Source organism: Bradyrhizobium sp. Ce-3, assembly GCF_022835695.1.
Lineage (GTDB): Bacteria > Pseudomonadota > Alphaproteobacteria > Rhizobiales > Xanthobacteraceae > Bradyrhizobium.
Window position 1 is genome coordinate 942,463 of the sequence record NZ_BQUV01000001.1, and the last position, 12,549, is coordinate 955,011.

At 62.3% G+C, this 12,549-nt stretch carries 16 protein-coding genes; 5 read left to right on the forward strand and 11 right to left on the reverse strand.

What is annotated here, in order from left to right; genetic code table 11:
• Positions 1 to 5: 5 nt before the first annotated feature.
• The gene (locus BRSPCE3_RS04315) at positions 6 to 380 is read right to left on the reverse strand and encodes a helix-turn-helix domain-containing protein (RefSeq protein ID WP_244064440.1); all 375 of its coding nucleotides are present in this window, start codon (positions 378 to 380) and stop codon (positions 6 to 8) included.
• 657 nt (positions 381 to 1,037) lie between these two features.
• Between BRSPCE3_RS04315 and BRSPCE3_RS04320 the strand changes: the two genes are divergently transcribed.
• Positions 1,038 to 1,226 (forward strand): hypothetical protein, encoded by a 189-nt coding sequence (locus BRSPCE3_RS04320; protein WP_244064441.1) that lies wholly within the window; start codon positions 1,038 to 1,040, stop codon positions 1,224 to 1,226.
• Positions 1,227 to 1,475: 249 nt separating this feature from the next.
• Here the strand turns inward: BRSPCE3_RS04320 and BRSPCE3_RS04325 are convergent, their stop codons facing one another.
• From BRSPCE3_RS04325 to BRSPCE3_RS04360, 8 genes are all read right to left on the reverse strand, one after another.
• A complete protein-coding gene (locus tag BRSPCE3_RS04325; protein WP_244064442.1) occupies positions 1,476 to 1,685 on the reverse strand; it encodes a hypothetical protein in 210 nt (69 codons plus the stop codon).
• Between the two features lie 821 nt (positions 1,686 to 2,506).
• On the reverse strand, positions 2,507 to 2,899 hold the full coding sequence (locus BRSPCE3_RS04330; RefSeq protein WP_244064443.1) for a hypothetical protein: 393 nt from the start codon (positions 2,897 to 2,899) through the stop codon (positions 2,507 to 2,509).
• A 44-nt stretch (positions 2,900 to 2,943) separates the two neighbouring features.
• Positions 2,944 to 3,969 (reverse strand): NAD-dependent epimerase, encoded by a 1,026-nt coding sequence (locus BRSPCE3_RS04335; RefSeq protein WP_244064444.1) that lies wholly within the window; start codon positions 3,967 to 3,969, stop codon positions 2,944 to 2,946.
• A 94-nt stretch (positions 3,970 to 4,063) separates the two neighbouring features.
• Positions 4,064 to 4,477 (reverse strand): hypothetical protein, encoded by a 414-nt coding sequence (locus BRSPCE3_RS04340; protein WP_244064445.1) that lies wholly within the window; start codon positions 4,475 to 4,477, stop codon positions 4,064 to 4,066.
• A gap of 56 nt (positions 4,478 to 4,533) precedes the next feature.
• On the reverse strand, positions 4,534 to 4,812 hold the full coding sequence (locus BRSPCE3_RS04345; protein WP_244064446.1) for a hypothetical protein: 279 nt from the start codon (positions 4,810 to 4,812) through the stop codon (positions 4,534 to 4,536).
• 157 nt (positions 4,813 to 4,969) lie between these two features.
• Complete coding sequence (locus BRSPCE3_RS04350; RefSeq protein WP_244064447.1) at positions 4,970 to 5,167, reverse strand: hypothetical protein; 198 nt, start codon at positions 5,165 to 5,167, stop codon at positions 4,970 to 4,972.
• Between the two features lie 254 nt (positions 5,168 to 5,421).
• Positions 5,422 to 5,598 carry a hypothetical protein gene (locus tag BRSPCE3_RS04355; RefSeq protein WP_244064448.1) on the reverse strand — a complete coding sequence of 59 codons (177 nt, stop codon included), beginning with the start codon at positions 5,596 to 5,598 and terminating at the stop codon, positions 5,422 to 5,424.
• A gap of 437 nt (positions 5,599 to 6,035) precedes the next feature.
• Positions 6,036 to 6,188, reverse strand: coding sequence for a hypothetical protein (locus tag BRSPCE3_RS04360; RefSeq protein WP_244064449.1), 153 nt, complete (start codon positions 6,186 to 6,188; stop codon positions 6,036 to 6,038).
• Positions 6,189 to 6,441: 253 nt separating this feature from the next.
• Between BRSPCE3_RS04360 and BRSPCE3_RS04365 the strand changes: the two genes are divergently transcribed.
• Together BRSPCE3_RS04365 and BRSPCE3_RS04370 are read left to right on the forward strand one after the other, a co-directional pair.
• Positions 6,442 to 7,419: a Ku protein gene (locus BRSPCE3_RS04365; RefSeq protein WP_244064450.1), complete on the forward strand. Its 978-nt coding sequence runs from the start codon at positions 6,442 to 6,444 to the stop codon at positions 7,417 to 7,419.
• A gap of 45 nt (positions 7,420 to 7,464) precedes the next feature.
• Positions 7,465 to 7,701, forward strand: coding sequence for a hypothetical protein (locus BRSPCE3_RS04370; RefSeq protein ID WP_244064451.1), 237 nt, complete (start codon positions 7,465 to 7,467; stop codon positions 7,699 to 7,701).
• Positions 7,702 to 7,733: 32 nt separating this feature from the next.
• On the opposite strand, the gene BRSPCE3_RS04375 is transcribed toward BRSPCE3_RS04370, so the two are convergent.
• A complete protein-coding gene (locus tag BRSPCE3_RS04375; RefSeq protein WP_244064452.1) occupies positions 7,734 to 7,898 on the reverse strand; it encodes a Flp family type IVb pilin in 165 nt (54 codons plus the stop codon).
• 323 nt (positions 7,899 to 8,221) lie between these two features.
• Between BRSPCE3_RS04375 and BRSPCE3_RS04380 the strand changes: the two genes are divergently transcribed.
• Both BRSPCE3_RS04380 and BRSPCE3_RS04385 read left to right on the forward strand, forming a co-directional pair.
• Positions 8,222 to 9,856 (forward strand): thiamine pyrophosphate-requiring protein, encoded by a 1,635-nt coding sequence (locus BRSPCE3_RS04380; protein WP_244064453.1) that lies wholly within the window; start codon positions 8,222 to 8,224, stop codon positions 9,854 to 9,856.
• 81 nt (positions 9,857 to 9,937) lie between these two features.
• Positions 9,938 to 11,155, forward strand: a complete 1,218-nt coding sequence (locus tag BRSPCE3_RS04385) for an NAD(P)/FAD-dependent oxidoreductase (RefSeq protein WP_244064455.1) — start codon at positions 9,938 to 9,940, stop codon at positions 11,153 to 11,155.
• A gap of 131 nt (positions 11,156 to 11,286) precedes the next feature.
• Here the strand turns inward: BRSPCE3_RS04385 and BRSPCE3_RS04390 are convergent, their stop codons facing one another.
• Entirely contained in the window at positions 11,287 to 12,528 is a 1,242-nt protein-coding gene (locus BRSPCE3_RS04390) for an ABC transporter substrate-binding protein (RefSeq protein ID WP_244064457.1), read from the reverse strand.
• Positions 12,529 to 12,549: the final 21 nt, after the last annotated feature.

A 12,549-nucleotide genomic window follows, 5' to 3' on the forward strand; every position in this document is an offset into this window, starting at 1 on the left:
TTCGCTCAGCTCTGGACTTCACCACGGCGGGGCAAACCGTTCCCGCCGCCGGATCTGAGCGCAAGCTTTTCCTCAATCTTCATTTTCTCGAGCAGCAGGTCGGTCACGATCCGACGCAGCCGTTCATTTTCCAGCCGCAATTCGTCAATACGGTTGCGGACAGGGGGGATCCCATCTCGATCTTCGGTGTGAGCGGCGAACTCGGTAACCGTGCCATTCGCCTGGTGGCCGCGCGCGGCCTCCTGCTTGCGCCAGCGATGAAATGTCATCACGCTAACGCCCAGCACCTTGCACGCTTGGGCTTGTGATTGCCCCCGCGACATGAGTTCCTCGGCCTGCTTGACCTTGGAAGTGATCTCCTCAGTAGAATGACGCCTCATTGGTCATCTCGTTGCCCCCTAGATTAGCAATCATCGCATGGCCTATAAGCTATGTAAATGCAACAGGAAATTCAAATTGAGGATTTCCCGGGGGTCTTTCGGGAGCCTCGAACTTGCCGTCGGCAGCACCACATTCTGCGAAGAAACGCCGAAGCTGCAAGGTGCTTACCGAAATAAATGGACAATATTCCCTCCCTGGAATGCCCCCGGCAGAAAAAGTTATACGACTTTCTGCGTATGAGAATTTGATCGGGATAACTGGCGCACCGTTTGCATTCACAAATGAGAAATATCCAATCGGTCCCTCGACAGATTGTGAGTGCACCATGCCTCTCTGTGATATCGGCGCCACCCGTCAAGTGAGAGTTTCACAAAATTATAACAAATTAAACCCGCGCGCCCAGCGTCCGGCGGCTTGCGGCAGCGCACGCCCAGCAGTAGTTACTAAGGCGTTAGGTGTCATGAGGGTTTCAACATATTTGAGGATTATTTTCACGAAACCTAACACTCATAGCTCGATCCACGAATTATCAATTAAGCACTTTCCCACCCGAGGCCATCCGGCGGCACCACGTCCGCCCGACCACCCGCGAACTATTCTGTGCTGAAGCTTGTCAGAGCCCGTCTCTGATCGACATTTTTGCGAGGATCGACACTATGGCGCGTCTCAAGGTCTTCGAGGGCAACCAATCCGCGTCCAGTGAGGCGAGCGACGCCCTGGAACGCCTCATCGCAGAAAATTTCGAACTCCGGCACACCGCCGTCGAGTTGGTCCTGCAGACCTGGATCCTGCGGGAGCGTCTGTCCGATGTCGGCGCACACAAATCCGTGCCGCAAGAGCACTGACCGCCCTCACCCTGTTCTCAGACGCAAGGCCTGTCGAGGAAACCGCCGGGCAGCATGCGGAGCTGCATATCCCCAAAACAACTTGTCCCGAAGCAATTGGGCTCGCCGCGGCGCGAGCTCGCAATGGCTCGGGCCGATCCGCCTCTCAATTTTAGATTGAGCTATCTGCAACCGTGGACAAGCCACTGCCCTCGCCGGGCCGGCGCGGATCTGGTGGCAATTGCTCGGTGAGGAATTCGCGGACTGATGTCAGCGATGAACCCGGCGCAACGCGGCGCGCGGACTGGTCTGCTCACGGGATACGCCGAACGAACGAGACGCAATCGGACGCTCGTGAATTTCACGCAGCTCAGCGATGTCGAGCATCAGCGCAACGACCTCGTTGCGCAGCGATTGATTGGTCGCGAGCAACGCCTCTTCGATCGGCTGATGCAAGTGTTGAATTTTGTGCTGCTTCATGGCGCGCCCTCGCTCTGCGGTTAAGGGTATGAGCGATGTGATTGAAGTTTCGATGACAGAATTGGATCGCACACATGGAAGGCGGTCAATGGGGCAGGTTTGCGACCAACACGCCCCGGATGAAAATTTTCCAATTGGGTTCCACAACCTGATCGCGAAAGATTTAATCGATGGCCGTATTGTGTCGTCGCGGTGATTGGCGGCGGCAGTGCTGCGACGCGCGGCGAAACAGCACAGCCCGCGCGAACCGTAGGGCTCCACCAAGAGCATGAAATCGCTTGATGATCGTTGTCCGCAGCAATCGCCGTCGGAAACCGGAGGCGCGCCGGTGCGCCACCACAATCTCGCCGCGTCGAAGGCTCGCGCCTTGAAGAGGCGCTCCGCCTCAAACCAGATATTCCACCAAGCGTGGCGTGCACACACTAAATCTGCTGCTCTCGAACCATCAGATTTTTTTTGCGCATGACAGGTTGAACCGAGCGGCATGGGCTCTCGCGGAGCATGCCGCGATCGGCATCGATCGCAAAGTGTTTCGAACCATTACGAGCAGCTCAGTGGCTTTGGCGACGCAGGGGAAGGCTGCAACGCTCTGCGCATGCCGTGCGCAAGATTTGCCTCGACGATGCGCGAGCGCGACAATGCTATTCTAATTCCAGGGTGAGCGGCACTGACGCGCTTCGGCCGCGGCAAAAGGAGCGCACGCCCGCGCGCTTCGTGCACGGAATCGCGCCTGCTGTTGCACAAGATCTTCGCGACGGAGGGCAGCTCGCACTGCCAATCGCCATAAGCATCCCTAATTCACGACGCGCCGCGATCGCGCGCTATTTCGATTTGGGAGGGTTGTCGTCGTCCATCTTGCCACCATTGGCGACGCACTTGTTGAAGTAGTCCCGCTGGGCCCTCGCGCCGCCCCGCGCGCTGCCGGAAGCGGGATTGCCGGGCTGAAGCGGTGGAAATGCCTTTGCGACCAAAGCATCGCAGGCGCGCGCCACCTGCACGTCGATCGCGTGCGCCGGAGCGAGCGCGCCGGAGATGATGATCGCTGCTGAAGCAAGCGCAAAACCAGAGATAACTCTCATTGCCACACTCCGTTCCACGGCGGACCAGCTTTTTCTCGAGCCCGGATTCTCAAGGAGCGCACCAGAGCATGATCCGGAAAGCGCGAAGCGGTTTTCCACCTCGCGACAAACGTGATGCGCGTGCACGGAGATCATGCTCAAACACGGCGCTGACGCGCAACGCCGATTCTCGGCGCGGTTCAGGACTTGTCGACGTCGTGATAGGCGCGATACCAGGCGACAAACCTGGCAATGCCGTCCTCGATCCGCGTCTGCGGCCGGAAGCCGATTTCGCGCTCGAGGTCGGAGACATCGGCCGCCGTCTCCAGGACATCCCCTGGTTGCATCGGCAACAACTGCTTTTCCGCCTGCCGGCCGAAACCCTGCTCGAGCAGCGCCACCACATGCATCAAGTCTTCCGGCCTGGAGTTGCCGATATTGTAGACCCGCCAGGGTGCCCTGCTCGACCCTGGATCGGGATGCGCTCCCGACCAGTTGACATCGCCCTCAGGGGGACGGCCGATCAACCGCGCGATCGCCTCGACCACGTCGTCGACATAGGTGAAGTCGCGCCGCATGTTGCCGTTGTTGAACAGCTGGATCGGCTTTCGCTGGGTAATGGCGTCGGCGAACGCATAGAGCGCCATGTCCGGCCGGTACCACGTGCCATACACGGTGAAAAACCGCAGCCCGGTCGTCGGGACGCGATAGAGGTGGCTATAGGAATGGGCGATCAGCTCGTTGGCCTTCTTGGTCGCGGCATACAGGCTGACCGGATGATCGACATTGTCGTGGACCGAAAACGGCAGCTTGGTATTGGCGCCGTAGACCGACGATGAGGACGCAAACAGCAGGTGCCGGCACGCGGTATGCCGGCAGCCCTCGAGGATGTTGAGGAAGCCTTCGAGATTGGAATCCACATAGGCATGCGGGTTCTGCAGCGAATAGCGCACGCCGGCCTGGGCCGCGAGATGCACCACGACCTCGAAGCGATAACGCTCGAACAGCGCCTTCATCCCGGCCCGGTCGGCGAGGTCGAGCTCCAGGAAAGTGAAGCCGCGGTGCTGCTTGAGCAGGTCGAGCCGCGCTTGCTTGAGCGCCGGGTCGTAATAGCTGTTCAGATTGTCGATGCCGATGACCGGCTGCCCCGACCGCAGCAAGTGCTCCGCCAGATGGAAGCCGATAAAGCCGGCACAGCCCGTGACGAGTAGATTGCCTGCGATCATCAGGTTTGCCTGTGCCTTTCGCCTTGTGCCGGACCAGGCCGAATACGCCGTCAGACGCCCTTACAGCGGCCTTCGCGTTCCGGCCGCAGCGCCGTCAGTTGCTGGCGACCGGCTTGTAGTCCGGAAAGCGGCTCAGCACCGCGGCCTTCATGAACTTGAAGTGCGCGATCTCGGTCGCGAGTTCCTTCAGCCGGCGCTGACCGTTGGAGATTTCGGCGTCAAACAGGTCCTGATGATAATTGTCAAGCGCCTCGCGTTCCAGATATTCGTCCGTACCGTTGCCAAGCGTTACCGCGGCACGGGCCAGAACGTCATCGACACGGCGTCCAAGGCCGGACTGCTCGCTTTCGGCCGCCTGCAACGCGGCCTCGATCGCGGCCATGATCGATCCGATCCGGGCACGGTCGGTCTCGGCATCGCGCTCGGCCGAGCGGGCCTTGAAACCCTCCTCGCCGCGCCGCGACCTGATCAGGTCATGCGCGCGAGCCCGCAAAAACAGCTGAAACATCGGTCAATATCCGGTTCGCGCCCATTCAGGCAGGATAGGTCAAAAGTCGCCCAGTCTTAGTTAAAAAAGGGTGAATTGCGCTCAGGTGGGGCCCTCAGGTCGGCCTTCCACTTGATCCAGGCCTTGTCGTGCTTGTCGTAGAGTTCGAGCCACCGTCCCTCGCCGGCCGACGGCACAAGCCCCGGATCCTGGTCCGCCCGCTCCGCGAGCGCCGGCAGTGAGGAATCCAGCCCCTCGAACTCGGACGTCTCTTCAAGCGTGAGACCGACCAGCACGCGCTGGCCGCTGACGTCGACGACATACCGCCTTGGCGAATGCCCCCTGAGCTCACTCATGTTGTGCAAGTTCCCTCACGATGCGCTGGCCAACGGCTAAACCCGGCCGGCACGCGACCCTGCCCGGCTGCCGCAACGAAGAAAAGATGACCAATTGCATGTCGCCCGCCAACCCCATCGCACCACAACGTCGCGCTACCTCCGTCGAGCTAGCCCGCTAGAACGCGCGGCGCATGTGGCCGAACGCGCTGACCGGCTGGTTCCGCCGCGACGATTTGGCGGCCGACGGCGCCACATACGGCGCATAGATCCGGTACTGCGCCCGGCGCTTGTGCGACCGCCACGAGCGCGCGGCGAACCCCGAGAAGAAGCCTGCGACGAAGGCCGCCGCGAGAATGAGAACAGGAGAAAGCATCACAGTCATCCACATTCGCCCCAATGTTATTAACATTCGGAGTTGTGACGACATCATGATTGCGCGCGCCGAAAGATTGTTCAGCCGCTGGAATCTTTGTGCAATCGAACGGCGCGACAATGGTCAGGCGCCAACCAGAGCGCGATGAGACGTCATCATCGCGCTTCAGTTCATTGTTTTGAGGGTGATGCTTTCGGAGGACCGCTTCGCACTTTTCCGGATCATGCTCCGGAGTTGTCCTCGCCGGAGCAATCTCAGGAGAACCACCACAGCATGAATTTCAGGAACATCGAGCTGAGAAGATAAATCCACCCCGCCATCGCCAGCACCGTCAGCCCGACGAAGACACTTGATACGCTTTTCTCCTTGAGGCGTACCAACAACGAGCTTTTTTCTTCTTGCCGATACAACATCTCAAGCTCAAGACGCATCTGATTCAAATCAGCTAGCAGTCAATTTCGATGATCTCGTGACGCGTCACGGCAGCAATCCGCCGCGCGCATCACAGATCATCATTGCAAAATCTCGTGAGCCGCGAGCCATGCCTCAAGAGAATCGCCGGCTCAAGAGAATTCCTCGCAAAGGACCGCTCTACGCGACATGATCAGGGACTTGGATGATCAGGGACTTGGACGATCAGGGACTTGGACGATCAAGGATTTGGCTTCCGCGGGCGTGGCGGAATTCTTCGCTTGCATGATCATCATATTGAACCGACGCCGGGCGATCATGCAACTCGACGGAGCGGTCCGCATGCCGCGCCGCTGCCGTCGGCGGCGAACGTGATCAACCGCACGCCCCTGGCACGCGCTCCGTTCCGCATCTCAATTTAACAATCAAGGCCTCGCGTGCGGCAGAGCGACTGCAACTAGATGCGGAAGAAGGCGAACCAGACAATGCCGAGGATCAGGACAGCAAGGCCTGTCGAAGCCGTAAGCAGCGCGAGGACCGACGGTCCGGGTTCGGCCTGGCGCGCCTCGGTCGGGGTTTCGATGATCTGACCGTGTCGTTCCGTTGCCATGGCGACCTCTTGGCTTAAGTAGCTGTAATTCCGGCGATAGCCGCTCCTCTTCGCAAGGCCAACGCGTGATCCGGAGTGATGTTCCGAGCGCTTCGACGGCGGCCCGGCGGCCATCCATGCGCCGCGTCAAACGGGCGCAGGTGCAGGTCACGGTTAACGCCATTACGAGATTCACCGGGCCGTGTTGTTTCAAACCGGGGTTCCCGGTGTTATCCTTGACCGTTCCGTCGGTTGCGTAATCGGAGTTTTGCCTATGGCCCCCCGCGCCAACTGGAAGGGCTTTTTGCGCCTTTCGCTCGTGACTTGCCCGGTTGCCCTGTACCCGGCGACGTCGGATACCGAAAAGGTCTCCTTCAACCAGATCAACCGCAAGACCGGCCACCGGATCAAATACGCCAAGGTCGATGCGGAGACCGGTGAGGAAGTCTCCACCGAAGACATCATGAAGGGCTACAAGGTCGACACCGATACCTACATCGAGGTCACCAAGGAAGAACTCGACGACATCGCGCTGGATTCGACCCGCACCATCGAGATCGACGAATTCGTGCCGCGCAGCGAGATCGATAGCCGCTATCTGATCCGCCCCTATTACCTCGTTCCCGACGGCAAGGTCGGCCACGACGCCTTCGCGGTGATCCGCGAGACCATCCGCAGTCTGGACAAGGTCGCGATCGGCCGCGTGGTGCTGACCAACCGCGAGCACATCATCGCGCTCGAGCCGCTCGACAACGGGCTGATGGGCACGCTGCTGCGCTACCCCTATGAGGTGCGCAGCGAGAAGGAATATTTCGACGACATCCAGGATGTGAAGATCACCAAGGACATGCTCGATCTCGCCAGGCACATCGTCGAGCAGAAGTCCGCCGAGTTCGACCCGGAGGAGTTCGAGGACCGCTACGAGCAGGCGCTGATCGACCTGATCAACCAGAAGCGCAACGGCATCAAGATCGCCAAGCCCGCGGCGAAGACCAGCGGCAACGTCATCAACCTGATGGACGCGCTGAAGAAGAGCCTCGCCAACGAGAAGCAGGCCGCTCCCGCCAAGGCCGAGGCAAAGGCGGCGAAGGGCAAGAAGCCGAAGAAGCGCGTCGAGGGCCAGCGCGAGATGCTGCTGCCGATCTCGGGCAGCGGCAAGCGCGAACCCAAGGAGGCCGCCAGGCCGGAGCCGAAGAAGGCCGAGAAGGCCACGCGCGCGCAAGGCACCGCCGCGCGCAAGAAGGCAGGCTGACGGCGAGGCGCGGTGATTCCGCTGCCGCGCGCGTGAGACGCCGTGATGCCCTGGTCGACGCCGTTTGACGAACCGATCGCGTTGCAGCGCAGCGGCGCGCTGGTGACGCTGCAGCAGGCTGCCGACTACATCATGAAGCTATCGGAAGACACCCAGCAGGAGACGCGCTGGCAGGTCGCGGTCGAGCATCTGATCAACGCGGCGGAAACCGGTGGCGGCTGGCTGATGTTCGCGCGCATCGCGATGCTGCGCGCGCTGAACGGTGACGGTGGAAGCGACTGAATTGGAACGCGTGAAGCGCTGTCCGGTAGCGCTTACTTGAATGCTGCACCGACGGCACTGAACTGCCCGCTCACGCTGGTGCCGATACCCTTGACGCCAGCGACGATCACGATGCTGATGCCGCCGGCAATGATGGCGTATTCGATCGCCGTCGCGCCGACCTCGTCGCGCAGAAATCTTGCAAGCAACGCGCGCATGAAAAGCTCCTGTCCGACGCCCGCGGCTATTTCTCCCGCGCCGTAGCAATAATCCAGCAAAACTAGGCCACATTGGTTGACGGCCCATTGATGGACAGGATGAACGATCGCTTAAAGGTTGCAGAGAAACTCGCTGCCAGTTTTGCCTGCACCCCGGCCTCGCCGCGCGAGGCCACAGGCCGCGATTGGGCGCAAACGCATATCAGGACTACCTGATCCGGCCCCGGCGGCGCTTTACCCCCGCAGCGGAATCCTGTTCCTTTATCGGACAGGACGACAACGAGGCCGGAACGAACCGGCCGCATCCAAAGGGAGTGACCGTCATGAAGCTCGGCACCGCGATCGCGGAAATCATGAAGCGCGAGGGGATCGAGATCCTCACGGGCTACCCGGTCAACCATCTGATCGAATACGCCGCCGCGGCCGACATCCGCCCCGTGATGGTGCGCCAGGAGCGCATCGGCGTGCATATGGCGGACGCGATCTCCCGCGTCACCTCGGGCGAGAAGATCGGCGCGTTCTGCATGCAGCACGGCCCCGGCGCCGAGAACGCGATGGGCGGCGTCGCGCAATGCTATGGCGAATCCGTCCCCGTCCTGGTGCTGCCGATGGGCTATGCGCGCCGGCTCGCCAACATCGACCCGAACTTCAATTCCAGCCAGGCGATGAAGGCGTTCTCGAAATCCTCGGAGCCGATCAACATCGCCGCGGAAGTCTGCAACATTTTCCGCCGCGCCTTCACCAAATTGAAGAACGGCCGCGGCGGCCCCGTGATCGTCGAGATCCCCGCCGACATGTGGAACGAGGAGGTGCCGGAGCCCCTGAACTACACGCCGGTGCTGCGCACCCGCTACGGCGCCGACCCCGTGCATGTGAAAGAGGCTGCCGCCCTGCTCGTGAATGCAAGACGTCCGGTGATCTATGCCGGCCAGGGCGTGCACTATGCGAAGGCCTGGCCGCAGCTGAAGCGGCTCGCCGAGCGGCTCGCCATCCCCGTCACCACCAGCCTCGGCGGCAAGTCGTCATTCCCGGAAACGCATCCGCTGTCGCTCGGCTCCGGCGGTCTGGCCGTGCCGCGCGCGGTGCCGAAATTCCTCACTGATGCCGACGTGATCTTCGGCATCGGCTGCTCCTTCACCGAGACCTCGTTCGGCATCGCGATGCCGAAGGGCAAGACCATCATCCATTCGACGCTCGATCCGAACCACATCAACAAGGATGTCGAGGCCAGGATCGGCCTGGTCGGCGACGCTGGCCTGGTGCTCGACGCGCTGCTGGAGGAGATCGGCAAGACCGTGACCGCGGACCGCAATGCCGGCGCGGTGGCGGAAGAGATCGCCGCCTCGCACAAGGAATGGCTCGCCAAATGGATGCCGAAGCTGACGCACAACGATGCGCCACTCAGTCCCTACCGCGTACTGTGGGACCTGCAGCACACCGTCGACATCCACAACACCATCATCACCCATGACGCCGGCAGCCCGCGTGACCAGCTGTCGCCGTTCTGGAAGTCGGTCGAGCCGCTGTCCTATATCGGCTGGGGCAAGACCACGCAGCTCGGCTACGGTCTCGGCCTTGCGATGGGCGCCAAATTGGCAAAACCCGACAAGCTCTGCATCAACGTCTGGGGCGATGCCGCGATCGGCTTCACCGGCATGGATTTCGAGACCGCGGTGCGCGAGCGGATCCCGATCATGTCGATCCTGCTGAACAATTTCTCGATGGCGATCGAATTGAAGGTGATGCCGATCTCGACCGAGAAGTATCGCTCGACCGACATCTCCGGCGATTACGCGGCGATGGCCCGCGCCTTCGGCGGCTACGGCGAGCGGGTGACCAAGCCCGAGGACATCATTCCCGCGATCAAGCGCGGCATCCAGAAGACCAAGGAAGGCGTGCCGGTGCTGCTGGAGTTCATCACCAGCAAGGAGACCGAGGTGTCGCGACCGGGGACGTGAGGCACCTCACACGCCCGCGCCCACTTGATTTGACCTCGCCTGCGCAGGCAAGCTCCCTCCGACACGAGATCGGAGGGAGAGATGGCGCGCATCCTGGTGCTGGGGGCCGGCTTTGCCGGGCTGTGGGCCGCGCTCGGTGCGGCGCGCAAGCGCGACGAGATCGGCGCGCGCGCGGCCGACACCGAGATTCTGGTCGTCGATCGCAACGCCTATCACAACATCCGGGTGCGCAATTACGAGGTCGATCTCGGTGACGTCGCGCTGCCGCTCAAGGACCTGCTCGATCCGGTCGGCATCAGGCACATGGTGGCCGATGTCACGGCGATCGATCCTGCGAAGCGCGAAGTCGTGGTCAGGACGAGCGCAGGCGCGGAGACACTGAGCTATGACCGGCTGGTGCTGACAACCGGCAGCGAACTGGTCCGCCCCGCAATATCAGGCCTCGCCGCGCATGGCTTCGACGTCGACACCTACCAGGCGGCGATGCAGCTCGACGCGCATCTGGCGGCACTGGGCAAAGAGCCGCCGTCGCCGGCACGTTCAACGGTGGCGGTGGTCGGCGCCGGGTTCACTGGAATCGAGGTCGCGGCCGAGATGCCGGCCAAGCTCGCCCGTGCCGGCATCACCGGCGATCATCGCATCGTCCTGATCGATCCCAATCCGGTGGTCGGCGCGACGTTCGGCGCGCATGGCCGTCCCGTCATCAACGAGGCGCTGGCCGCGCTCGGCGTCGAGACGCGGCTCAATGTCAGGGTCAGCGCCGTCGGCGCCGACAGCATCACGCTGGACAGCGGCGAGATCATTCCGACCAAAACCGTGGTGTGGTGCGGCGGCATGCACGCCAGCCCGCTTGCCGCCATGCTGCCGGTGCAGCGTGACGCGCTTGGCCGCCTGCCGGTCGATCATTGCATGCGCGTCGAGGGCGTGGCCGATGTGTTCGCGGCCGGCGACGTTGCCGCCTGCTTGATCGACGGCGAGCATCCGACCGTGATGTCGTGCCAGTTCGCGCGGCCGATGGGCCGCTTCGCCGGCCACAATGTGGTGGCCGACCTGTTCGGCGAAAAGCTGCTGCCGCTCAATATCGACTGGTATGTGACGGTGCTCGATCTCGGCGCCTGGGGCGCGCTCTACACCACTGGCTGGGACCGCCAGGTGCACACCACGGGCGCGGCCGCGAAGCTCACCAAGCAGCTCATCAACCAGCAGCGCATCTATCCACCGCGCGACGGCGACCGCGCCGCGCTGCTGGCCGCGGCTGCGCCGACGATCCAGGCGGCGCCGCCGACACGCAAACAGTAGCGTCCTCGGGAGCGACAGCCTCTCCGGCGTCATTGCGAGCGAAGCGAAGCAATCCATCCCTCCATTCACTCGGATGGATGGATTGCTTCGTCGCTTCGCTCCTCGCAATGACGGTGCTGTCTACGCCGCGTTTACTGCGACAGCTTCACGAAATTCGGAAACTTCAGCTTCCCTTCGGCGATCGCCTTCGGCCAGACCGTGATCTGCTTGCCGCCCTGCCACTGGAAGACGAGGCCGGTGACGGCGCCGGGGCCGGACTTGATGCCGTGGGTGAACTCGTCGTTCTTGCCGTAGAACTGGATCTTGCCGATCGTGCCCTCGAAGTCGGTCTTCTCGAGCTCGGCAACCATCTTGTCCGGATCGGTCGAGCCGGCGCGCTGGATCGCTTCCGCGATGATGTAGACCTCGTCATAGGCGGTGTAGCCGGTATAGGCCGGCGGCGTGCCGAACTTGGCCTTGAAGGCCGCCGCGAACGGCTTGGTCTTCGGCGTCACCGCGACGTCGGGCGTTGCCACCGCAAGCGATGGCACGCCCTCGGCAGCGCCGTTGGTGTCGCCCCAGAATGACGGGCTCAGCGCCTGCGCGCTGATCCCGAACATCGGGATCGGCACCTGCTGGTTCTTCCACTGCACCGTCGGCTGCACGCCGACATGGGAGATGCCGGTGACGATCACGTCGGGCTTGGCGGCTTCCATCTTGTTGAAGATCGGCGTGAAGTCGGTGGTGTCGGGCGAGAAGCGGATGTGCTCGACGACCTTCAACCCGGCCTTGGGCAGGCAGGCCTCGTAGCCAATGTCGAGCGGCTTGGTCCAGGCCGCGTCCTCGCTCATGATCGCGACCGACTTGAACTTGAGCTGGTCGACCAGGAGTTCCTTGGCCGCGTCGCACACCAGCTGGGCCTGGGCTGCCGAAGTCAGGTAGCCGTGGAAGGTATACTTGTTCTTCTCATAGTCGTTGTGAATGGCCTTGGTGATCTCGTTCGAGGCGGCGCCAGGCGTGATCAGCGGCATCTTCAGCCGCGACGCCCACGGCTCCAGCGCCAGCACGACCTCGCTGATGTAGCTCGCGATCACGGCCGAGACCTTGTCCTCGCTGACCGCGCGCTGGAACGCGCGCACGGAATCGGCCGACGAGCTCTTGTTGTCGTAGGTGACGATCTCGATCTTGCGGCCCATCACGCCGCCCTTGGCGTTGATCTCGTCGGCGGCGATCTGGGCGCCGCCCGGCGTCGCCGCGCCGGCGATCGACTGCACTTCGGCGATGACGCCGATCTTGATCGGATCGCTCGACTGCGCATAGGCCGGCGCCGCAAGGCACAGCGCGAGCGCCGAGGCCAACAGGCTGACGCGGGCGGTTGAATAGGCTGTCATCATGATCTCCCTTGCTTTGTTTTG